Source organism: Photobacterium ganghwense, assembly GCF_003025595.1.
GTDB lineage: Bacteria > Pseudomonadota > Gammaproteobacteria > Enterobacterales > Vibrionaceae > Photobacterium > Photobacterium ganghwense.
Genome location: NZ_PYMI01000010.1, coordinates 81701 through 103847 on the forward strand (window position 1 = coordinate 81701; position 22147 = coordinate 103847).

The 22147-nt window shown below is 54.0% G+C and carries 16 protein-coding genes, 6 tRNA genes and 1 rRNA gene; 8 read left to right on the forward strand and 15 right to left on the reverse strand.

The features are described from left to right. Positions 1–4 precede the first annotated feature (4 nt). Positions 5–466: a transcriptional regulator AsnC gene (gene asnC, locus C9I92_RS22970; RefSeq protein WP_047887046.1), complete on the forward strand. Its 462-nt coding sequence runs from the start codon at positions 5–7 to the stop codon at positions 464–466. 181 nt (positions 467–647) lie between these two features. On the opposite strand, the gene hemB is transcribed toward asnC, so the two are convergent. The 11 genes from hemB to C9I92_RS23025 all read right to left on the reverse strand — a co-directional run bounded on the left by hemB (position 648) and on the right by C9I92_RS23025 (position 9207). Further along, positions 648–1697 carry a porphobilinogen synthase gene (hemB, locus tag C9I92_RS22975; RefSeq protein WP_047887045.1) on the reverse strand — a complete coding sequence of 350 codons (1050 nt, stop codon included), beginning with the start codon at positions 1695–1697 and terminating at the stop codon, positions 648–650. Between the two features lie 161 nt (positions 1698–1858). Further along, a complete protein-coding gene (tatD, locus tag C9I92_RS22980) occupies positions 1859–2662 on the reverse strand; it encodes a 3'-5' ssDNA/RNA exonuclease TatD (RefSeq protein ID WP_047887044.1) in 804 nt (267 codons plus the stop codon). Between the two features lie 80 nt (positions 2663–2742). Continuing rightward, positions 2743–3684 carry an ABC transporter permease gene (locus C9I92_RS22985; RefSeq protein ID WP_047887043.1) on the reverse strand — a complete coding sequence of 314 codons (942 nt, stop codon included), beginning with the start codon at positions 3682–3684 and terminating at the stop codon, positions 2743–2745. Positions 3685–3686: 2 nt separating this feature from the next. After that, on the reverse strand, positions 3687–4664 hold the full coding sequence (locus tag C9I92_RS22990) for an ABC transporter permease (RefSeq protein WP_047887042.1): 978 nt from the start codon (positions 4662–4664) through the stop codon (positions 3687–3689). Between the two features lie 70 nt (positions 4665–4734). Further along, positions 4735–6288 (reverse strand): ABC transporter substrate-binding protein, encoded by a 1554-nt coding sequence (locus C9I92_RS22995; protein WP_047887041.1) that lies wholly within the window; start codon positions 6286–6288, stop codon positions 4735–4737. 117 nt (positions 6289–6405) lie between these two features. Further along, positions 6406–8124, reverse strand: a complete 1719-nt coding sequence (locus tag C9I92_RS23000; protein ID WP_047887040.1) for an ABC transporter ATP-binding protein — start codon at positions 8122–8124, stop codon at positions 6406–6408. A gap of 564 nt (positions 8125–8688) precedes the next feature. Then, positions 8689–8765, reverse strand: a tRNA-Pro gene (locus C9I92_RS23005). A gap of 34 nt (positions 8766–8799) precedes the next feature. Continuing rightward, positions 8800–8875: transfer RNA gene (locus tag C9I92_RS23010), tRNA-His, on the reverse strand. Between the two features lie 9 nt (positions 8876–8884). Continuing rightward, positions 8885–8961: transfer RNA gene (locus C9I92_RS23015), tRNA-Pro, on the reverse strand. Positions 8962–9023: 62 nt separating this feature from the next. Beyond that, positions 9024–9099, reverse strand: a tRNA-His gene (locus tag C9I92_RS23020). A 31-nt stretch (positions 9100–9130) separates the two neighbouring features. Further along, positions 9131–9207: transfer RNA gene (locus C9I92_RS23025), tRNA-Arg, on the reverse strand. Positions 9208–9498: 291 nt separating this feature from the next. Between C9I92_RS23025 and C9I92_RS23030 the strand changes: the two genes are divergently transcribed. Next, entirely contained in the window at positions 9499–9906 is a 408-nt protein-coding gene (locus C9I92_RS23030) for a c-type cytochrome (protein WP_047887039.1), read from the forward strand. 142 nt (positions 9907–10048) lie between these two features. Here the strand turns inward: C9I92_RS23030 and rep are convergent, their stop codons facing one another. Further along, positions 10049–12064 carry a DNA helicase Rep gene (rep, locus tag C9I92_RS23035; RefSeq protein ID WP_047887038.1) on the reverse strand — a complete coding sequence of 672 codons (2016 nt, stop codon included), beginning with the start codon at positions 12062–12064 and terminating at the stop codon, positions 10049–10051. Between the two features lie 182 nt (positions 12065–12246). Here rep and C9I92_RS23040 point away from each other — a divergent pair, with 182 nt between their 5' ends. The 4 genes from C9I92_RS23040 to ubiK all read left to right on the forward strand — a co-directional run bounded on the left by C9I92_RS23040 (position 12247) and on the right by ubiK (position 17472). Beyond that, entirely contained in the window at positions 12247–12813 is a 567-nt protein-coding gene (locus C9I92_RS23040) for a TetR/AcrR family transcriptional regulator (RefSeq protein ID WP_084712678.1), read from the forward strand. A gap of 28 nt (positions 12814–12841) precedes the next feature. Further along, the gene (locus tag C9I92_RS23045) at positions 12842–13948 is read left to right on the forward strand and encodes an efflux RND transporter periplasmic adaptor subunit (protein WP_047887115.1); all 1107 of its coding nucleotides are present in this window, start codon (positions 12842–12844) and stop codon (positions 13946–13948) included. A 12-nt stretch (positions 13949–13960) separates the two neighbouring features. Beyond that, positions 13961–17080: a multidrug efflux RND transporter permease subunit gene (locus C9I92_RS23050; protein WP_047887036.1), complete on the forward strand. Its 3120-nt coding sequence runs from the start codon at positions 13961–13963 to the stop codon at positions 17078–17080. A gap of 122 nt (positions 17081–17202) precedes the next feature. Next, the gene (ubiK, locus tag C9I92_RS23055) at positions 17203–17472 is read left to right on the forward strand and encodes a ubiquinone biosynthesis accessory factor UbiK (RefSeq protein WP_047887035.1); all 270 of its coding nucleotides are present in this window, start codon (positions 17203–17205) and stop codon (positions 17470–17472) included. 101 nt (positions 17473–17573) lie between these two features. Here ubiK and ilvC read toward each other — a convergent pair whose 3' ends face one another. Further along, positions 17574–19058: a ketol-acid reductoisomerase gene (ilvC, locus tag C9I92_RS23060; RefSeq protein WP_047887034.1), complete on the reverse strand. Its 1485-nt coding sequence runs from the start codon at positions 19056–19058 to the stop codon at positions 17574–17576. Between the two features lie 128 nt (positions 19059–19186). On the opposite strand from ilvC, the gene ilvY reads away from it, so the two are divergent. Beyond that, positions 19187–20068, forward strand: a complete 882-nt coding sequence (ilvY, locus tag C9I92_RS23065) for an HTH-type transcriptional activator IlvY (protein WP_047887033.1) — start codon at positions 19187–19189, stop codon at positions 20066–20068. Between the two features lie 21 nt (positions 20069–20089). Next, positions 20090–21295 (forward strand): NAD(P)-binding domain-containing protein, encoded by a 1206-nt coding sequence (locus C9I92_RS23070; RefSeq protein WP_047887032.1) that lies wholly within the window; start codon positions 20090–20092, stop codon positions 21293–21295. Between the two features lie 617 nt (positions 21296–21912). Here C9I92_RS23070 and C9I92_RS23075 read toward each other — a convergent pair. Both C9I92_RS23075 and rrf read right to left on the reverse strand, forming a co-directional pair. Continuing rightward, positions 21913–21989: transfer RNA gene (locus tag C9I92_RS23075), tRNA-Asp, on the reverse strand. Between the two features lie 43 nt (positions 21990–22032). Further along, a 5S ribosomal RNA gene (gene rrf / locus C9I92_RS23080) occupies positions 22033–22147 on the reverse strand.

A 22147-nucleotide genomic window follows, 5' to 3' on the forward strand; every position in this document is an offset into this window, starting at 1 on the left:
CACCATGACCACGTCTGTCCGAATCGATGACCTCGACCGTGAAATCCTCAACACCCTGATGCACGACGCCCGTACGCCTTACGCGGAGATGGCCAAGAAATTCAATGTCAGCCCGGCCACCGTCCATGTCCGGGTCGAAAAAATGCGGGCGGCGAACATCATCACCGGGACCGAAGTCGTGATCAATCCCAAGCTACTGGGCTACGATGTGTGCTGCTTTATCGGGATTAACCTCAATGCCGCCCGGGACTACCACTCCGCACTGGCCAAACTCAACGAGCTGGATGAAGTGGTGGAAGCCTATTACACCACCGGGGCGTACAACATTTTCGTCAAACTGATGTGTAAGTCGATTGAGGAGCTGCAGTATGTCCTGATTGACAAACTTCAGGCCATCGATGAAGTGCAGTCGACCGAAACACTGATCTCGCTGCAAAACCCGATTAACCGCAACGTCAAGCCTTAACCCTAGCTCTGGCTTTAGCTCTGGCTCTGGCTCTGGCTTTAGCTCCGGCCATCGCCGGGCTCCGTCTTGCCGGACTCAGTGTGAGCAGGAGCCTGACCCTTACACCTTATAAACAAAAAAGGCTGGTGTCGCACCAGCCTTCTCGTTTTGGTATCAATGCCTGATTCCGGTCAGCCCGGCATTATTCCGGCTTCTCTGCCAGCGCCTGAGTACGGGCCGCGGCCTCTTCGGCCAGCCACTCCGCTACCGGCTTGGCAAAGTAGGTCAGGATACCGTCGGCACCCGCCCGCTTGAAGCACAGCAGCGATTCCATGATCGTCTCGCGCTCTTTCAGCCAGCCGTTCTGAATGGCCGCCATGTGCATCGCGTACTCGCCCGACACTTGATAAGCAAACGTCGGGACCTGCAACTCACTTTTCACCCGGCGCACCACATCCAGGTACGGCATCCCCGGCTTGACCATTACCATGTCCGCCCCTTCGTTGACGTCCATTGCCACTTCATGCAGCGCTTCGTCTGAGTTCGCCGGATCCATCTGGTAAGTTTTTTTGTCGCCGCCCTTCAGGTTACCGGCCGAGCCGACTGCATCACGGAACGGACCGTAATAGTGGGAGGCATACTTGGCCGAATACGCCATGATCTGGGTATTGACGTGACCGGCTTCTTCCAGCGCCTGACGGATCGCGCCAATGCGGCCATCCATCATATCGGAAGGTGCCACCACGTCCGCCCCGGCTTCCGCGTGAGACAGCGCCTGCTTCACCAGTACCTCAGTGGTGACATCGTTCAGCACGTAACCATTGTCATCGATGATGCCGTCCTGACCGTGAGTAGTGAACGGGTCAAGCGCAACGTCGGTGATCACCCCCATCTGCGGCACATGCTCTTTGAGCAGGCGAACCGCACGCTGCACCAGCCCTTCCGGATTGTGCGCTTCCGCGGCACACAGCGACTTGGCGTCCTGCGACACCACCGGGAACAGAGCGATCGCCGGAACGCCCAGTTTGGCCAGATATTCAGCCTCCAGCAACATCAGATCAATCGACAGACGTTCAATCCCCGGCATGGACTCGACGGCTTCACGCCGATTTTTGCCCATCAGGATGAACATCGGGTAAATCAGATCATTGACCGACACTTGCGCCTCAGACACCAGACGGCGGCTGAAATCCTGTTTGCGGATGCGACGCATACGGCGTGCCGGAAACGCGCCCTGAATAGATACAGACACGGCATACTCCTTTATCTTTGGTTCTCTGCATGAGGTGGCTCACGGCAAGAGATCGTTTGCTGCATATTGGGGTTCACCGGATGGCGACTATGCCGCCATCCTGGCAGATAAATCAATCAGTTCCCTAAACCTGGCAGTGCAGCGGGATGGGCCTGATCATATCACTCTCCGTCAACCTGGTGAGCAGGAATTGCAAAAAATGCCCGGGCGGTCTCAGTCGTCTGGCACATTAGTGCCCCGGCATCCTGCTCCCGGCATGCCGCGATCACCTGTGTGATGTGCGGCAGGTACTGCGGCTCGTTGCGGCTCGACTTGGGTTTCGGCCGCAAATCGCGCGGCAGCAGGTACGGGCAGTCGGTTTCCACCATCAAACGGTTATCCGGGATCAGCCGGACCAGCTCCCGCAGCTCAGTACCGCGCCGCTCGTCGCACACCCAACCGGTAATCCCGATGTGCAAGTCCAGCGCCAGGCAATCCTTCAGCTCTGCTTCCGTCCCGGTAAAACAATGCAGCACAGCAGCCGGCAGCTTGTCACGCCACGGGGCCAGAATCGCCATAAAACGCTCGTGAGCATCCCGGCAGTGCATAAACACCGGCATCTGCAGTTCAGCTGCCAGCGCGAGTTGCGCTTCAAACACGGCTTCCTGTTGCGGACGGGGAGAAAAATCACGGTTGAAATCCAGGCCACACTCGCCAATCGCGACGACTTCCGGCGCGACGGCCAGCTCACGGAGGGCCGGCAGGGTGAGATCCTGAACCGATTTGGCATCATGGGGGTGAACACCGGCGGTGCTGAAGCAGTAACCCGGCCACTGGCGAGCCATGGCCAGCGCCTGCTGGCTTTCTTCAACGCTGGTGCCGGTCAGAATAAGGCCGTGGACGCCGGCGGCTTGTGCCCGGCTTACCACGGCCTCGCGGTCTTTATCAAACCGGCTGTTGGTCAGGTTGACCCCGATATCTATCATGCTTGTGCCTCATCATTGTCATGCTCAGGCAACAAGGTAATGAACTCGGGGCCGTTTGGCTATTCCCGGCGGGAAACTTTCTAGCCTTTGTACACTTTCGGGTTGAACACATCCCGCAGCCAGTCACCCAGCAGGTTAATCACCAGTACCAGAGCAACCAGGATGATGCCCGGGAAGGCGGTGATCCACCAGGAGCCGGAGAAAATGTAGTTAAAACCGATACTGATCAGCGAGCCCAGTGACGGCTGGTCAACCGGCATCCCCAGGCCCAGGAACGACAGGGCCGCTTCCGACATGATGGCATTGGCCACCTGTACCGTGGAGATCACCAGGATAGGCGACAGGCAGTTCGGCAGAATGTGACGGAACATGATACGCAGTGACTTCAGGCCCATGACCCGTGAGGCTTCCACGTACTCTTTCTTCTTCTCCGCCAAAACCGATGCCCGCACGGTCCGGGCGTACTGCGGCCATTCCGCGATACCGATAATGACCACCAGCATCACAATGGCGTACTGACTGTAAAAATCGCTGCCGAAGCTGGCCTTGAAAATCGCCGACACAATGATGGCGACCATCATGGTCGAGAACGACAGCTGCACGTCAGCGATACGCATCAGGAAGCTGTCGATCCGGCCGCCGAAGTAACCGGCACACAGGCCGACCACGATACCGATCACCAGCTGCAGGGCGACCGCAAACAGGCCTATCGCCAGAGAAATCCGCAGGCCATACATGATGGTCGACAGGATATCGCGGCCCTGGTTGTCCGTACCCAGCAGGAAGCGCTCGTCACCGAACTCCATCCAGGAAGGAGGCAGCTCGGAGTCCATTATGTCGATGCTGGTCAGATCGTACGGGTTGGTCGGCGCCAGCATCGGTGCCAGCAGCGCCATGACCACAAACACCATGAAGGCCGCAAAGCTGGCCATTGCCACTTTGTCTTTCTTGAAGAAATAAATGAAATCTGAATTCAGGAAACGCTGCCAGCGGCTCGGCACGTTTGTCGATTGCGTTGTCATGATTACGCTCCTTTGCCGGTCAGGTTAACAGTCGGGTTGATCAGGCCGTACAGCAGGTCCACCAGGGTATTGGTGACCACGAAGATCAGGCCCACGAAGATCACATAAGCGGTGATCAGCGGGGTGTCGACCCGGTTAATAGCCTCAAGGAACAGGAAGCCGGTACCCGGCCACTGGAACACGGTTTCGGTCAGGATGGTATACGCCACCATGGTGCCGATTTGTACCCCGCCGACCGTGATCACCGGCAGCATGGTATTTTTCAGCGCGTGCTGGTAGTACACCTTGTTCTGCGGCAGACCCTTGGCGCGAGCAAATTTCACGTACTCGGTGCCCAGCGCTTCCAGCATTTCAGAACGCACCAGACGGATAAAGAGCGGCAGCATGATGGACGCCAGCGAGATACTCGGCAGCACCAGGTGCGCCAACCCGTCAAGGGTAAAGAACCCGGACTCCCAGCCCAGGATATTGGCCGTCTCCCCTCGTCCGAACGACGGCAGCCAGCCCAATTCAATAGAAAAGACGTACATCAGCATAATGGCGGTCAGGAAGACCGGCACGGAAATACCGACGATACTGAAGCCCATGATCGCTTTGGTCAGGGCGCTGTTGGGGTGAATGGCCGAATAGACCCCCAACGGTATAGAGACCACCACAATGATGATGGTTGCCGCCGCCACCAGTTCCAGGGTGGCTACCAGCTTGTCGAGAATGACATCGACAACCGGGCGTTTAAAGAAATAGGAGTCGCCCAGATCTCCGTGTAATGCTTTCGAAATAAAACGGCCGTACTTGACCATGAACGGATCGTTAAGACCCATCTCAGTACGCAGCGCGTCACGCTCCGCTTCCGAGACCGATTGCCCCACCAGCTCACGCAGGGGATCCCCTAAGTTGTCCTGGATAGCAAACGCCACCAGACTGATCACAAACATCACTACCAGTGCCTGTACCAGGCGCTTGACCAAAAACGTAAACATTCCTTGCCTCTTGAGACTTCCTTAATCGGGCTCCGGCCATTGCCGGAGCCCTGCTTCGCGGACGGGGGTATTAGTTGATCACCAGATCGCCCAGGTATGGGAAGTCCATACCGTTCACGATAGGTTTGATGTCCACGTTCTTCTTCGCGGCCCAGGACGGATCCTGCCAGTACAGCGGAACGAAAGCCGCGTCGTTATACAGCAGCTCTTCCACTTTCTTCAGCATCGCGCTGCGTTTCTCCAGGTCGGTTTCCGAGTTCGCGGCTTCCACCAGCTTGTCGACTTCCGCGTTGGAGTAGTGGCCACAGTTGTACTGCCCTTTACCGGTCTCGGCGTTACGGGTCATAGTCAGGAACTCCGTAAAGTTCGCTGAATCCTCTGTATCCGGGTGCCAGCCAATCATCAGCATGCCCGCTTCACACTTGTCGAACTCCGGCCAGTACTGGGCTTTCGGCATGGTTTGCAGGTCAACCTTGATCTTGATTTTCGCCAGCATCGCGGCCACGGCCTGCGCCACTTTTTCGTCGTTCACGTAGCGGTTGTTCGGCGCGATCATGCTGATAGAGAAACCATTCTCGTAACCGGCTTCTTTCATCAGCTCCTGAGCTTTCTTCAGGTCATAGCGCGGAGTCAGGTTCTCGTTGTAACCGGCATAGCCGACCGGGCTCTGCTGGCCCGCCGGAGTAGCGGCACCTTTCATGATTTTCTGGGCAATACCCTCGTTGTTCACGGCGTACACAATCGCCTGACGAACACGGGCATCACGCAGTGGCTCTGCCACTTTCTGGTTCATCTGGAAAGTGATCACTCGAGTACCCGGCATCGTCACCAGATCCAGCTTGTCGTTGCTCTTGATGCGCTGGTAGTCGTTTGGCGATACCGGTGCAATCATGTCCACGTCGCCAGACAACAGGGCCGCGACACGGGTCGCATCTTCTTTGATTGGACGCAGGGTAATGTGGTCAACGTTCCCTTTGCTGTCTTTGTCCCAGTAATCCGCAAAGCGTTCAAATTCTACCGCCACGCCCTGCTCACGCTTGCTCACCTTGAACGGGCCAGTGCCTGAGATGTGGGTAGAGGCATACGTTGAGCCATTTTTCTTCAGCTCGGCCTTGTCTTTGCCGCCTTCGGTTTTACCGGTGTAGAACTTGCTGTCCATCGGGAACAGGTACGTCATGACGTTTTCGATCAGCGGGTACGTCCCGTCTGTCACCACATCCACGGTGTAGTCGTCGACTTTTTTCACATCCAGGATCGGGGTAAAGATACCTTTGAAGTCAGCCGAGGTTTTCAGGCGCTGGAAGGTCCACACCACATCGTCAGCGCTGAACGCGTTACCAGAGTGGAATTTCACCCCTTCACGCAGCTTGAAACGCATTGTTGCGTTATCCACACGCTCCCAGGAAGTCGCCAGACGCGGCTCAAATTCCATGTCCTGGGTAAAACGAATCAGCGGGTCGAAACTCATGTGAGAAAGTTGCAGCGTACCGCCTGACAGCTGCTCATGCGGGTCCAGAGAAACCGGATCGGCGTCATAAGCCAGGTTCAGGTTCGCGGCGGCAGCACCAAAACTCAGGCCGGCTGCCATTAGCGCCACGGCTAACTTGCTCTTAATGGTTTTCATTGCATAGCTCCTTTATGCAGGGAGAGAACTCCCAGATGGTTATGTTTGCTTATTATCGGTATGGGTAAGCAACATGTGCCGGGATCGCTGTCGCGCAGCTTCCCGCGCGACAAAAAATCAGGCCAACTGCAAGCCTTCCAGGCTCATTCCCTTGAATTCAGGCATCAGGGAAATCAGTTGCTTGCTGTACTCATGCTGAGGGGCAGTGAACAGTTGCTCTGTCGGGGCCACTTCCAGCAGGGTACCCTTTTGCATGACGCCGATACGGTCACACATCTGGCGAATCACCGGCAGGTCGTGGCTGATGAACAGCATCGTCAGGTTCAGCTCATCCTGCAGGTCTTTCAGCAGATTCAGGATTTGCGCCTGGACAGACACATCCAGGGCCGAGGTCGGCTCGTCACAAATCAGCAGACGCGGCCGGGTTGCCAGCGCCCGGGCAATCGAGATCCGCTGCCGCTGGCCGCCGGAGAACTCGTGCGGGTATTTCACCCCAGCACTGCGTCCCAGCCCGACATGGTCCAACAGGTCACCCACAATCTGGCGCACCTGCGCTTCGCTGTCGGCCAGTTTATGGAAACGGATCGGCTCCGCGATGATGTCGAAAATCTTCATTCGCGGGTTCATGGAGGAATACGGGTTCTGGAACACCATCTGCATCTGGCGGCGCAGCGGACGGCGCTCGTTTTCGGTTTTCAGTGCGGTCAGATCAATGCCTTCAAAAATCACCTGGCCGGAGTTCGGCGGATACAGGCCGGCGATCACCCGCGCAATGGTGGACTTACCGGAGCCGGATTCGCCCACCAGACCAAAAGTTTCCCCTTCAAACACTTCAAAGCTGACATCGTTCGAAGCCTGCACGTACTCGCGGCGGCTTTCAAAAAACGAATCTTTGGTCACAAAGCGCAGGTTGACGTTCTTGACCTGCAACAGCGCACCGGTGTACTTCCGCTGATCCTGGCTCTGCCCCAGCCAGTGATTTTTTACATCCAGCTGGGTCAGCTCTTCCGCTTCTTCAATGTAGTTCACCAGCGGGAAGCGGTTCAGTTTGATATCGGAACGGGGCACCGCCGAAATCAGACTCTGGGTGTAAGGGTGAGTCGGGTTGCCCAGCACTTGCTCGGTAGGACCAATTTCCACCAGATCCCCGCGATACATGACTGCCACCCGGTCAGTGATGTTAGACACCACGCCCATGTCGTGAGTCACCAGCATACAGCCGACGTTTTTCTTCACACACAGATCGCGGATCAGGCTCAGAATCTGATCCTGAATCGACACGTCCAGCGCCGTCGTAGGCTCATCCGCAATGATCAGATCCGGCTCCCCGGCCAGAGCAATCGCAATCACCACCCGCTGGCGCATCCCGCCGGAAAACTGGTGCGGGTACTGTTTAATCCGCACTTGCGGATCAGGGATCCCGACCTGCTCCATCAGAGTCAGCGCCCGCTTCAGCGCTTCGTCTCTACTGACCTTCAGGTTGGTCAGGATGGTTTCCGTCAGCTGACGCTCAACGGTAAACAGCGGGTTAAGCGATGTCATCGGATCCTGAAAGATGAAGCCGATTTTCGCGCCGCGCACCCGGCGCATGGCTTCCGGGCTTAAGCCGGAGATTTTCTCGCCATCCAGGTAAACATCGCCGCTGGCAATCTTTCCTGGCGGGCTCAGCAAGTCAATCACGGCATTCCCGACCGTTGACTTACCGGCCCCGGACTCACCGACGACACCTACGATTTCCCCTCGCTCAATCGTGAACGAGAGCGATTTCACTGCGGCATGTACCCCATGACGTGAGGGATACTCGATCCGCAAGTTTTTCACTTCCAATAAAGCCATTACCAGACCCCAACTGCGCGGCAGTGTTCTGCCCTGTCTGCAAAAAATGAATCCCTTCTCTTCAGCAGATTTTGCTGAATATGTGTTCAGCACATAATCTGTCAAAGATTTTACAATAAATCAACAAATCATCAGTAAAAACTGGCGAAATGCATAAAAAAAGCATAATCAGTCATTATGCGCATTGTTCATTGCCATAATGCACATGTCTGATGTTGCTCATGATTTACTCACAATACCGAAAGATAATAGTAAAAGACTCTGCATCTGTCACAGTGCGATCTGGTTCACCAAATTCACATTTGCATAAATATACTGAGATTCACTTTTCCCAGTTAACATAACAGCAACAAGCACTGACAAACCTGCGCTCATGCAGTGACTTTATGGTTAATTATAGGAAGGAATCAGCAGAAGGTACTGAATTATCGCCACAAGACAGATGACAGAAAAATCAATAACGGGTGTTCGACGCAGGAGAAACAATGGGGATTTTGTGTGGTAGGCCAGTCAACAGACGCCAGAAACGAAAAAACCCCAGTCTTTCGACTGGGGTTTGAAGAGTGGTCGGTGAAGAGGGATTCGAACCCCCGACCCTCTGGTCCCAAACCAGATGCGCTACCAAACTGCGCTATTCACCGACTGGTTGCTCCGGCGTACCGAAGTCTTGAATAATGGGGTGGCTAACGAGATTCGAACTCGCGACAACCGGAATCACAATCCGGGACTCTACCAACTGAGCTATAGCCACCAATGTTAGTGGTCGGTGAAGAGGGATTCGAACCCCCGACCCTCTGGTCCCAAACCAGATGCGCTACCAAACTGCGCTATTCACCGACAATGTTCTGTGTGGGGTATTCACCCCGGATACTGATATTATAAATCAATACCCTAAAAGATGGGGTGGCTAACGAGATTCGAACTCGCGACAACCGGAATCACAATCCGGGACTCTACCAACTGAGCTATAGCCACCAATGTTTCTGCCGTTTTCCTAGGTCCGGAATGGCGCGCCCGAAAGGATTCGAACCTTCGACCTTTGGCTCCGGAGGCCAACGCTCTATCCAGCTGAGCTACGGGCGCGTGCCCTATCGGCGGAGGTGAATATTACGGATCCAGGTGTACTTCGTAAAGTGTTTTTTTTAGTTTTTTTCTCGTTCGCTGCAAATATAGGCAATTAACTCTTGATTCGTATCATACAAAAGCAGACCTCTTGTTTATCAGCGCCTCATTAGCAGATATAATCACGGCGTTTTTACATTTTAAACATTCTGTAAATAATCACTGCCTTGTCTCAACAGTTCGACTAACAACAAGCACGAAAGAAGACTGTGGCAATCGCACATAATGATCTGGAAGTGTAAGGTGAGCTCAATGGAATTAACTCTTCGACAAATCATGGTAGCTGCAGTGGCGGCAATGACACTGGCCGGCACAGCTGTAGCAGCAGATATGTCTGACGAAGCTATCGCAGAACGCATTAAACCCGTGGGCTCTGTCTACCTGGAAGGTGACGCGCCAGCAACAGAAGTCGCAACCGGTCCTCGCAGTGGCGATGCGGTCTACGGCACCTTCTGTGTGGCCTGCCACGGCAGCGGCGTAATGGGCGCACCGAAAAAAGGCAATGCCGATGACTGGGGTCCACGTATTGCAAAAGGGAAAGATGTGCTGACTGACCACGCACTAAACGGCTTTAACGCCATGCCAGCGAAAGGCTCATGTATGGACTGTAGCGATGAGGAAATCGTGGCAGCCATCAACCACATGATCGACGGCCTGTAATCATATCAGTCGCACCATAAAGCGCGCCATGAATAGGGCACGCGAGACATACTGAATAAAAGAAGGGTTGATGCTGCCATCAACCCTTCTTTATTTTCCACCCGTTATGTACCCCGCAGGCTACAGCACGCTTTATTCACCATCATTTCTTAAACATCGCCCGAATATTGGCGATGTGCGCCTGTCCGCGCTGCATCCGCTCTTCCTTAGTAACCGGCTTTTTGTCCGCCTCCCACTCCAGATCATCCTGCGGCAGCTCATACAGGAACCGGCTTGGCTCTGGCTTCAGCAGCTCGCCGAACTGGCGCCGTTCCTTACACAAGGTAAAGGTCAGCTCTTTCTGAGCCCGGGTGATCCCGACGTAGGCCAGACGGCGCTCCTCTTCCACATTGTCTTCATCAATGCTGGTCTGGTGCGGCAAAATTCCCTCTTCAGTCCCAATCAGGTACACATACGGAAACTCCAGCCCTTTGGAGGCGTGCAGCGTCATCAGCTGTACCTGATCCGCGTCGTCATCGTCCTCGCCGCGCTCCATCATGTCACGCAGGGTCAGGCGCTGAACCACTTCTTTAAGGGTCTTGGCTTCCTGGTCATAGTTATCGCCTTCCAGGTCCGCGGTGATCCAGCTGTACAAATCGGAGACGTTCTTCATCCGCATCTCCGCCGCTTTCGGGCTGGCAGAACTTTCATACAGCCAGTCTTCGTAATTAATGTCGCGAATCAACTGACGCACCGCCGCCACGGTATCACCGCGCTCAGCGTTATCCGACAACTCCACCACCCAGCGGGTAAAGCGCTGCAGGGATTCCAGGCCGCGACCGCCCAGATGCTGCTCCAGCCCCAGCTCGAAGCTGGCCGCAAACAGGCTTTTGCCGCGCATGTTGGCGTAGGTGCCCAGCTTTTCCAGCGTCGCCGGACCAATCTCACGACGCGGGGTATTCACGATGCGCAGAAACGCATTGTCATCATCCAGGTTGGTCAGCAGGCGCAGGTAAGCCATGATGTCCTTGATTTCGGCCCGAGAGAAGAACGAGGTGCCGCCGGAAATTTTGTACGGAATCCGGTTTTGCATCAGGGCTTTCTCAAACAACCGCGACTGGTGATTCCCCCGGTACAGAATGGCGTAGTCTTTATAGGCCGTATTGTTGAGGAAGCGATGGGCGATCAGTTCGCCGACGACTTTCTCTGCCTCGTGCTCTTCGTTCTTGGCGGTGATCACCTTGAGCATCTCGCCATCGGGGATTTCCGAGAACAGCGTTTTCTCGAACACGTGCGGGTTATTGGCGATCAGGATATTGGCAGTTCGCAAAATCCGGCTGGTTGAGCGGTAGTTCTGCTCCAGCTTGATCACTTTCAGGCTCGGAAAATCTTTGTTCAGCAGAGCCAGGTTTTCCGGCTGGGCGCCACGCCAGGAATAAATGGACTGGTCGTCATCGCCGACCACGGTAAAGCGGCTGCGCTCGCCCACCAACAACTTCACGAAGAGGTACTGGCTGGTGTTGGTATCCTGATATTCGTCCACCAGCAGGTAGCGGATTTTATTCTGCCAGCGCTGACGCACTTCTTCATTGTCCCGCAGCAACAATACCGGCATCAGGATCAGGTCATCAAAGTCGAGCGCGTTGTATGCCTTCATTTGGCGCTGGTACATGTCGTAGCAGTAGGCGAACAGCTGGTCACGCTCGCTGCGCGCCTGCGCCTGGGCGTCCGCTGGGGACAACATGTCATTCTTCCAGTTGGAGATGGTCGACAGCAACAGCTTGAGCAGGTCTTTATCACCGTCGATCTCTTTTTCCGTCAGTTCTTTGAGCAGCGCCATCTGATCCTGATCGTCAAACAGGGAAAAGCTCGCTTTCAGACCCAGCGCTTTGTACTCGCGGCGGATGATATTCAGCCCCAGGGTGTGGAAGGTCGACACCATCAGCCCCTTGGCTTCCTGACGACCCAGCGTCTGGCCCACCCGCTCTTTCATTTCACGGGCGGCTTTGTTGGTAAAGGTCAGCGCCGCAATATTACGGGCCTTGTAGCCGCAGTGCTGAACCAGGTAAGCAATCTTATTGGTAATGACCCGGGTTTTGCCCGAGCCGGCGCCAGCCAGGACCAGACAGGGTCCAGCGACATATTTTACCGCTTCGTTTTGCCTTGGGTTCAGTTTCATTGGCGTATCCTGTGTTGTTGGTGTCGGCAGGCGCATTGTAACGGGTTATCTCCCGTTGTCTATTCGCGCGCCACCGACGGCCATGAATCCTGACACAACAAAAAAATCTTGCACAAATAAGCAGGCACCCTAAAATAATGAATGAACATTCATTCATTATTTTAATTCACAAAAGCCCTCTTATGATGGACAAGAAAACACGCATCTTGCAGGCAACGGAAAAACTGCTCGCGATGTACGGATTTCATGGTCTTTCCATGCAGATGGTTGCCAGGGAAGCAGGCGTAGCCGCAGGCACGATTTATCGCTATTTCGAGGATAAAGACGACCTGCTGCATCAGTTACATGACCATATCCTCGCCTGTGTGGCGAACAAAATTAGTCAAAATGTGTCTGATAACATGCCATTGCAACAACGGTTTCGCACCATGTGGCTGAACATTTGGGACATGGCAATTCAGGATGATGCACCGCTCATCAACCGTGGCCAGTTCGATAGCCTGCCCAAACGCGAAAACCAGGAACAACGATTACTCGAGAAGAAATTGTTTGCCAAGGTGGATCAGATGTTTTCCGACGGTAAAGCCGCCGGTCTGTTCAAGCCTCTGGACAACGAAATCTTGGGCACTTTAAGCCTTGAGCCATGCATCTGCCTGGCTCGAAAACATGTCAATGGCGTGTACAAGGTCAGCGATGAGGTGTTAGACGCCGCCATCGAAGCCTCCTGGGATGCCATCGTTCAGCATTAACAAGAAAAACTTCGGAGCTCAACCAACCATGAAAAAATGGCTCGTGATGCTACTTATCGCGCTCCTGCTATTCGGGAGCGTGATTGGTTTCAATCTCTTTAAACAACAAAAAATTGCCGAGTACATGGCAAGCATGCCGGAACCTGACTTCCCGGTCACCGTCACGACGGCGGAGTCCAGTAACTGGGTACCGGCTATTGAAGCTATCGGCTTTATCGAACCGAATCAAGGGGTCACGATCACAACCGAAGTGGCGGGTGTGATTAAGTCTATTGATTTTGCATCCGGTTCCACCGTGAAAGCCAATCAGCAGCTGCTGATGCTGGACTCTGACGTGGAACTGGCCAACCTGAAGAGTGCGCAGGCACGTCTGCCGGCAGCCCGTGCGAAGTACGAACGCTACCGCGGCCTGTTCAAGAAAGGGTCAATCTCCAAGGAAGCGTACGATGATGCAGAAGCGTCATACTTCTCCCTGTCCGCGGATATTGAAAGCCTGAAAGCCACCATTGATCGCCGCACCATCAAAGCACCATTCGACGGCGTGGTCGGTCTGCGTAACGTGTTCCTGGGTCAGTACATCCAGCCGGGCACTGACGTAGTGCGTCTGGAAGATACCACGCTGATGAAGCTGCGCTTCACAGTGCCACAGACGGATATCTCGGATATCCACCTGGGTCAGGACGTGGAAATCTTCGTCGATGCTTACCCGGATACGCCGTTCAACGGCAAGATCAGCGCGATTGAGCCGGCCGTAAACTACCAGAGCGGTCTGGTGCAGGTTCAGGCTGATATTCCGAACAACGAAGGTCAGCTGCGCAGCGGTATGTTTGCCCGTGCTCACATTATCCTGCCGACGCTGGAAAACCAGATTATCCTGCCGCAAACCGCGATTACTTACACCCTGTACGGTGACAACGTGTACATCGCCAGCCAGGACGAAAACGGTGATCTGCGCGTGAAGCAGGAAGTGGTGAAAGTCGGTGAACGTAAAGGCGACAAAGTCCACATTCTGAGTGGTGTGAAAGCCGGCGAAACCGTGGTGACCTCGGGGCAAGTCCGCCTGAGTAACCATGTGAAGGTGCGAGTGGTTGAGAGTGACTCGCTGGAAGCGCCTGCTGAAACCCCAATGCTCTAATCCGGAGGAGCCATGCGCTTTACAGATGTTTTTATTAAACGTCCTGTCTTAGCGGTATCGATCAGCTTTCTGATTGCTCTTCTCGGCCTGCAGGCAATCTTCAAAATGCAGGTCCGGGAATACCCAGACATGACAAACACCGTGGTCACCGTGACCACCAGCTACTACGGGGCCAGTGCTGACCTGATCCAGGGCTTTATTACCCAGCCACTGGAACAGGCCATTGCCCAGGCTGACAATATTGACTACATGACCTCGTCTTCGGTACTGGGTTCATCCACCATTACGGTGACGATGAAGCTGAACACCGACCCGAACGCGGCGCTGGCCGATATTCTGGCCAAAACCAACTCGGTGCGCTCCCAGCTGCCTCGTGAAGCGGAAGACCCGACGGTTACGATGTCGACCGGTTCGACCACGGCAGTCATGTACATCGGCTTTACCAGTGATGAGCTGGCTTCCAGCCAGATCACCGACTACCTGGAACGAGTCATCAACCCGCAGCTGTTCACCGTGAACGGCGTGTCGAAGGTTGATCTGTACGGCGGGATGAAATACGCCCTGCGCGTCTGGCTGGATCCAGCCAAGATGGCAGCGTATAACCTGTCAGCCAGCGACATTATGAACGTCCTGAATGCCAACAACTACCAGTCCGCGACTGGTCAGGCGACCGGTGAGTTCGTGCTGTACAACGGTACGGCCGATACTCAGGTATCTAACACCGGTGAGCTGGAAAAACTGGTGGTATCGACCAAACAGGGTCAGGTGATTCGCCTGGGTGACATTGCGAAAGTTACCCTGGAAAAGAGCCACGATATTTATCGCGCCTCAGCGAACGGTCAGGAAGCCGTGGTCGCGGCCATTAACGCCGCGCCAAGTGCCAACCCGATCAACATCGCGGCGGATGTCTACAAGCTGTTGCCAGAACTTGAACGCAACATGCCTAGTAACATCAAGATGAACGTGCTGTACGACTCCACCATCGCGATCAACGAATCTATCCACGAGGTTATCAAAACCATCGCGGAAGCAGCGCTGATCGTACTGGTGGTGATCACGCTGTTCCTGGGTTCATTGCGTGCCGTTATCATTCCTATCGTGACCATTCCACTGTCGCTGATCGGGGTGGCCATGGTGATGCAGGCATTCGGCTTCTCATGGAACCTGATGACCCTGCTGGCGATGGTACTGGCTATCGGTCTGGTGGTCGATGACGCCATCGTGGTCCTGGAAAACGTCGACCGTCATATCAAAGAAGGCGAGTCACCGTTCCGTGCGGCAATTATCGGAACCCGTGAAATTGCGGTACCGGTTATCGCCATGACCCTAACGCTGGGTGCAGTATACGCGCCGATTGCGATGATGGGCGGGATCACCGGCTCCCTGTTCAAGGAATTTGCCCTGACGCTGGCCGGTTCTGTCTTCGTCTCCGGTATCATCGCCCTGACGCTGTCGCCGATGATGTGTTCAAAAATGCTCAAGGCCAACGAACAGCCGAACAAGTTTGAGCAGACCGTGCACGGCTTCCTGGATCGCATGACCAACCGCTACGAGAAAATGCTCGGCGGGATCATGAAGATGCGCCCGGTTGTGATCGTCTTCGCCCTGATCGTGTTCGGCATACTGCCAATGCTGTTCAAGTTCATCCCAAGTGAACTGGCTCCGGCGGAAGATAAAGGGGTACTGGTGATGATGGGTACTGCCCCGTCAAACTCGAACCTCGATTTCATCCAGAACAGTATGGACAAAGTGAACGCCATTCTGGCTGAACAACCGGAAGTGGCCTACGCCCAGGTGTTCTCCGGGGTGCCAAACTCCAACCAGGCGTTTGGTATTGCGTCGATGGTGCCTTGGAGTGAGCGTGAAGCCAGCCAGGCCGATGTGGTAAAACGCGTCACCGGACTGGTGAAAGACGTGCCGGAAATGGCGGTTACAGCATTCCAGATGCCAGAGCTGCCGGGTGCCGGTTCAGGTCTGCCAATCCAGTTTGTGATCACCACGCCGAACAGCTTTGAGAGCCTGTTCCAAATAAGTAGTGACATCCTGACCAAAGTGAAGAACAACGCCATGTTCGTTTACTCGGATCTGGATCTGAACTACGACTCGGCCACGATGAAAATCAAGATCGACAAGGACAAGGCCGGCGCCTACGGTGTGACCATGCAGGACATCGGGATTACCCTGAGTACCATGATGGCTGACGGTTACGTCAACCGGATTGACCTGAACGGCCGCTCTTATGAGGTGATCCCGCAGGTAGAACGTAAGTACCGCCTGAATCCGGAGTCGCTGAAGGGCTACTACGTGCGTGCGGCAGACGGTCAGTCTATCCCGCTGGGCAGCCTGGTCAGCATTGAAGTAGTATCAGAGCCGCGTTCTCTGCCACACTTCAACCAGCTGAACTCTGCCACCGTAGGTGCCGTACCAGCCCCTGGTGTTGCCATGGGTGATGCGATCAGCTGGTTCCAAAGCGAAGCGGCAACGACCCTGCCGGCTGGTTACCAGTACGACTTCATGGGTGAGGCACGTCAGTTCGTTACCGAAGGGAATGCCCTGTACATGACCTTTGGCCTGGCACTGGCCATCATCTTCCTGGTTCTGGCGATCCAGTTCGAGTCCCTGCGCGACCCGCTGGTGATCATGGTCTCTGTACCGCTGGCTATCTGTGGCGCTCTGATCGCCCTGGCCTGGGGCGCGGCGTCGATGAACATCTACTCGCAGGTCGGTCTGATCACCCTGATTGGTCTGATCACCAAGCACGGTATCCTGATCTGTGAAGTCGCAAAAGAAGAGCAGCTGCATCATCAGAAAGACCGCATGGCCGCCGTGATGGAAGCCGCCAAGGTGCGTCTGCGTCCGATCCTGATGACCACCGCCGCGATGATCGCCGGTCTGGTACCCCTGCTGTATGCCAGTGGTGCTGGTGCCGCACAGCGCTTCAGTATCGGTATCGTGATCGTTGCCGGTTTGGCAATCGGTACGGTCTTCACGCTGTTCGTACTGCCAGTGATCTACACCTACCTGGCCAGTGTGCATAAGCCGCTGCCGGTCTTCGTCGAGGACAAAGACCTGGAAAAGCTTAAGCGTGCGGATGAAGCACGCAACGCCCTGAAAGATGTACGTGATTGCTAATCACCCCACAAATTAAGAGGCCGCATTGAGCGGCCTCTTTTCTTTTCGCCTTTCTTCCACGACAATCGCTAAGTAATTACATAAAATGACGACAGTATTGCCGTTACGGAGTTAACCCAGCTATGTTTGATCCAAAGAAACTTGAGCAAATAGCCAAGCAGATTCAAGATGCCATGCCTCAGCCAGTCAAAGAGCTGGGCAACGATGTAGAACAAAAAGTCCGCCAGGTGATCCAGGCTCAGCTTGGGAAACTGGATGTCGTCAGCCGTGAAGAGTTTGATGTGCAGACTCAGGTTCTGCTGCGTACCCGCCAGAAGCTGACTGCGCTGGAGCAGAAGCTGGAAGAGCTGGAAAGCCGCCTGAACGACAACGCTGACAGCAAGCAAGACTGATTTCCCGTCGCTGAGCAAGACCCGCCTGTTGCTCAGTACAGACAAACAAAAAGCCCGGATGTCACCATCCGGGCTTTTCATTTAGTTAGATTGGGTGGCCATTAACCGCCAACGGCAATGCGCTTCATGTCTGTCATGTAGCCTCGCAGCTCTTGACCAATCCACTCAACCGGGTGGTTGCGGATCGCTTCATTCACTTCAATCAGGCGCTGGTTATCAACAAAGTTCGAGGTTTCACCCAGACCTTGACCAATCACATCTGTCCCCACTTTCGGCATGAAGTGTTCACGCAGCAGTGGTGTTGCGACATTCGCGAACAGGTAGTTACCGTACTCAGCCGTGTCAGAGATGACCACGTTCATTTCATACAAACGCTTACGGGCGATCGTGTTCGCAATCAGCGGCAGTTCGTGCAGTGACTCGTAGTACGCCGACTCATCGATAATGCCGGATGCCGTCATGGCTTCAAACGCCAGCTCAACCCCGGCACGTACCATGGCGATCATCAGAATACCGTTGTCGAAGTATTCCTGCTCCGGAATCTGAATATCAGACTCAGGGTAATTTTCAAAGGCTGTTTCTGCAGTTTCTGCACGCCAACCCAGCAGGTTCGCATCGTCATTGGCCCAGTCAGCCATCATAGTGCTGGAAAACTCACCGACAATGATGTCATCCATGTGCTTGTTGTACAGAGGACGCATCAGCTCTTTCAGCTCTTCAGACAGCTCAAACGCTTTCACTTTCGCCGGGTTAGACAGGCGATCCATCATGTGAGTAATGCCACCAAACTTCAGTGCTTCCGTGATGGTTTCCCAGCCGTATTGCAGCAGTTTACCGGAATACGCAGGTTCAACCCCTTCCTCAATCATTTTCTCGTAGCAAACAATCGAGCCGGCCTGCAGCATACCACACAGAATAGTCTGCTCGCCCATCAGGTCAGATTTCACTTCCGCCACGAAAGAAGATTCCAGTACCCCCGCACGGTGACCACCGGTGGCCGCCGCCCAGGCTTTGGCGATCTCCAGACCATCACCCTGAGGGTCATTTTCCGGGTGAACCGCAATCAGGGTTGGAACCCCAAAGCCGCGCTTGTACTCTTCACGCACTTCCGTACCCGGACATTTTGGTGCCACCATCACGACCGTGATATCAGGACGGATCTGCATGCCTTCTTCAACAATGTTGAAACCGTGCGAGTAACCCAGAGCCGCCCCTTGCTTCATCAGTGGCATCACTGTTGCTACCACATTGCTGTGCTGTTTATCAGGGGTCAGGTTTACCACCAGATCCGCCTGCGGGATCAGCTGCTCGTAGCTGCCTACTTCAAACCCGTTTTCTTTCGCATTTTTGTACGACTGGCGCTGCTCGTCGATTGCAGCCTGGCGTAGTGCATATGACACATCCAGACCTGAGTCACGCATGTTCAGTCCTTGGTTAAGGCCCTGAGCACCACACCCCACAATGACGACCTTCTTCCCTTTAAGGTAATCGGCTTCATTTGCAAATTCCGCACGATCCATAAAGCGGCAGCGACCCAGCTGATCCAACTGCTGACGAAGATTTAAGGTATTGAAATAATTAGCCATAGCAAACTCCGTGAATACTGTTCCATGTGCGACATCATCCTGTCGATTAATTCGATGGTAGACCACGCACTTCATTGCGCAAAGTGATATATTCACAATAACTTATTGCAAAAAGTGCAACATGGACGATGAACATAAAGACCTTGCAATTGTTTTTGCATCTGTGCGAGTCACGCAGCTTCAGCCAGACTGCGCAAGCCATGCATATCAGCCCATCGGCCCTGAGCCGGATTATCCAGCGACTGGAAGAAGATACCGGCCAGATTCTGTTTATCCGGGATAATCGCAGTGTCGAGCTGACCTCGGCCGCCAAGACACTGTTGCCAACAGCGGCCCAAATTGTCACCAGCTGGCAGGAAGTCAAAGCAGAGCTGGGTCAGCAAGAGCAGGCCCTGCAGGGTAAGCTGAGGTTGTTTTGCTCCGTCACCGCCAGTTACAGTCACCTCCCCGACATTCTCAGCCGGTTTCGTCAGTTACATCCCCAGGTAGAAATTCAGTTGCTGACCGGCGATCCGGCACAAGCCATTGACCGCATTCAGTCTGATGACGCGGATATCGCCATTGCCGCGAAACCGGACAGCCTGCCGGGTAAGCTGATATACCTGCCTCTCGACAGCATTTCGATGTCGGTGATTGCGCCGCTGGTCCCGCCTCCGGCATTGCAGCCGGCCTTCAGAGAGCCCCCCGCCTGGAATACCTTGCCCTTTATTCTGCCCGAGTCAGGAATGGCACGCGAAAAAGCGGATAAGTGGATAAAATCGAAGAAAATAAAGCCAAATGTTTATGCCCAGGTAAGCGGGCATGAAGCCATTGTCAGTATGGTCGCCTTAGGATGTGGTATTGGCATCGCGCCGGATGTGGTGATCAACAACAGCCCGGTAGGCACAAAAGTAAAACGTCTTGAAAAAGAATATGTTCAGCCCCTGCAACTTGGCCTGTGCTGTAAACAAAGCCGCGAAAATGAACCTTTACTCCATGCATTACTAGCACTGTTTCGCCATAATAATTAGTCGTTACAAGGAATAATAATAATGACGCAACCCATTTTAACCCACACTTACTATTCGGACTTTTTTGCGACCAAAGGTTATGCTTTTTTAAAGCACATTGCTGAACAGTACCCAACACCTAAGAAATTCACGATTTTTTCTGTCATGCACTGTTATGAAGGCTCCCTGCCTTATATCAATGTTCTGGCAGAGCTGGCTGAAAACCTGGTCTTTATCCCCAAAAGCGCTACAGCTACCGGTAATCAATCCTTTAAAACCACGATTGAGGCTCTGCCAACCTGCTCAGTTGTCAGTGAAGCCTACAACAAACAGCAACTGCGCGATCCACATGTTGCTGAAGCCCTGATCCGCGAACACATCGACGCCGATAGCCAATTCCTGCTCCTCGATCACGGCGGGTATTTTTCTCATGCCATAGAGCACTTATGTGACGTCTTCCGGGAGCAACTTATCGGCGTGACGGAGTTGACCGCCAATGGTCTGTATAAATATCTAAACAGTAACCTCAACAAGCCGTTGGTAACCGTTTCGCACCTGAGTATCAAAGCACCGGCAGACTACGAAGCCTCGGAATGTATTGTCCATTATTCCGATCAGATCCTGCGTGAAGAATTTGGCCTCAAATTAAACAATGACAACTTTCTGAAAGTGGGCGTAATCGGTGCCGGCAACCTCGGACGCGGAGTCATCCAATACCTGAAAGGGAAGGCGATCAGCAATATCCTGGTGGCCGACATTGATCCGCGTAAACTGACGCAGTTTCCCCGCAATGGCGTACAAGTCAGCTCCATCGAGCGCTTGGTCAGCGAATGTAATATGATTTTCTGTTGCACCGGAAACGGTGCGATTCCGGAAGCACTGTTAGATTCCATCCCGGATAACCGCTTTATCGCCACGGTCACTTCAGCCGATGATGAACTGAAACTGCCTCAGCTCATCACTAACGGCGCTCTCACCGAGGTAGGGGGTAACCGTCTGGTACGTGAATACCAAACCCGAAATGGCCGCAGCCTCTATCTACTGGCGGGCGGTGAGTCAGCCAACACCCCCTTTAAAACCGGCATGGGCGACCCGACCCTCTACCTGTTTGAAGCCGCCCACATGCTGGCAGGCTTGCAACTCCTGAATCAGCCAGAGCGGTTTAAATCAGGCATTCAGCCTCTAAGTGACAGTGATGAACGCGCCATTGCCAAACAGTGGCTCCAGCATTTTTACAGTTACTGCTAATCTGTCTATTTCGCCAGCCTATCATTACCGCAGCAGAGATATTCTGAGCCGCGCATAGCCTCGTCATCTGACGGGGCTTTTTCATATCCAATTTGGCATCTAGGACTAAGACGCTCAATCATAACCAAAGGTAAGAGCGTTAGTCAGAATAGAACGAGCAGGTGAAGTGTCAACAAAAGACACCAACATCGTCGGCGTTGGGTTTTAGGGCATACCACCTGAAGCGGTTTATAAGAAGGAGAGCAACATAGAACCTCTTGTCTTAGCCGCTTAACATTACCTGAGCAAGTAGGCCTCCATCGTCAGGCAACTGGCCTTAGGGGGAAATACAAAGCCTTTAGGAGACAGCTAAATACTGGCCAGCCAAGCTTTGTTATGAAGCAACGATTCTGAACAAACCTAAGCGTGGGGGTATTACTGGGAATGTGCTGGGGATGAACTCGGTTTAAGTGTGAACACGTTTCCCAAAACGTAAAAAAGCCCGAATCTTTCGACTCAGACTTCGTATTAGTGGCAGAAAGGCCGGGCTGTCGATTTTGCGGGACTCATTCGACCGAATGGCGAACATTATCTTTAAACGTAAAAAAGCCCAGTCTTTCGACTGGGCTTCTAAAGAGTGGCGGAGCGGACGGGACTCGAACCCGCGACCCCCGGCGTGACAGGCCGGTATTCTAACCAACTGAACTACCGCTCCACTCAGGATTAACGTTCGTTCATAACGCTACCCTAAATTGGGTGCCTGGCGATGTCCTACTCTCACATGGGGAGGCCCCACACTACCATCGGCGCTGCTGCGTTTCACGTCTGAGTTCGGCATGGGATCAGGTGGGTCCACAGCGCTATGGTCGCCAG

What these genes read in the sequence shown, in the direction of transcription:
- ubiK (WP_047887035.1), top strand. Translation starts at nt 17,203, where the DNA reads ATGTTTGATCCAAAGAAACTTGAGCAAATAGCCAAGCAGATTCAAGAT.
- C9I92_RS23000 (WP_047887040.1), bottom strand. Translation starts at nt 8,124, where the DNA reads ATGGCTTTATTGGAAGTGAAAAACTTGCGGATCGAGTATCCCTCACGT.
- C9I92_RS23040 (WP_084712678.1), top strand. Translation starts at nt 12,247, where the DNA reads ATGATGGACAAGAAAACACGCATCTTGCAGGCAACGGAAAAACTGCTC.
- C9I92_RS22990 (WP_047887042.1), bottom strand. Translation starts at nt 4,664, where the DNA reads ATGTTTACGTTTTTGGTCAAGCGCCTGGTACAGGCACTGGTAGTGATG.
- C9I92_RS23070 (WP_047887032.1), top strand. Translation starts at nt 20,090, where the DNA reads ATGACGCAACCCATTTTAACCCACACTTACTATTCGGACTTTTTTGCG.
- C9I92_RS23045 (WP_047887115.1), top strand. Translation starts at nt 12,842, where the DNA reads ATGAAAAAATGGCTCGTGATGCTACTTATCGCGCTCCTGCTATTCGGG.
- C9I92_RS22985 (WP_047887043.1), bottom strand. Translation starts at nt 3,684, where the DNA reads ATGACAACGCAATCGACAAACGTGCCGAGCCGCTGGCAGCGTTTCCTG.
- rep (WP_047887038.1), bottom strand. Translation starts at nt 12,064, where the DNA reads ATGAAACTGAACCCAAGGCAAAACGAAGCGGTAAAATATGTCGCTGGA.
- tatD (WP_047887044.1), bottom strand. Translation starts at nt 2,662, where the DNA reads ATGATAGATATCGGGGTCAACCTGACCAACAGCCGGTTTGATAAAGAC.
- C9I92_RS22995 (WP_047887041.1), bottom strand. Translation starts at nt 6,288, where the DNA reads ATGAAAACCATTAAGAGCAAGTTAGCCGTGGCGCTAATGGCAGCCGGC.
- ilvY (WP_047887033.1), top strand. Translation starts at nt 19,187, where the DNA reads ATGAACATAAAGACCTTGCAATTGTTTTTGCATCTGTGCGAGTCACGC.
- asnC (WP_047887046.1), top strand. Translation starts at nt 5, where the DNA reads ATGACCACGTCTGTCCGAATCGATGACCTCGACCGTGAAATCCTCAAC.
- C9I92_RS23050 (WP_047887036.1), top strand. Translation starts at nt 13,961, where the DNA reads ATGCGCTTTACAGATGTTTTTATTAAACGTCCTGTCTTAGCGGTATCG.
- C9I92_RS23030 (WP_047887039.1), top strand. Translation starts at nt 9,499, where the DNA reads ATGGAATTAACTCTTCGACAAATCATGGTAGCTGCAGTGGCGGCAATG.
- ilvC (WP_047887034.1), bottom strand. Translation starts at nt 19,058, where the DNA reads ATGGCTAATTATTTCAATACCTTAAATCTTCGTCAGCAGTTGGATCAG.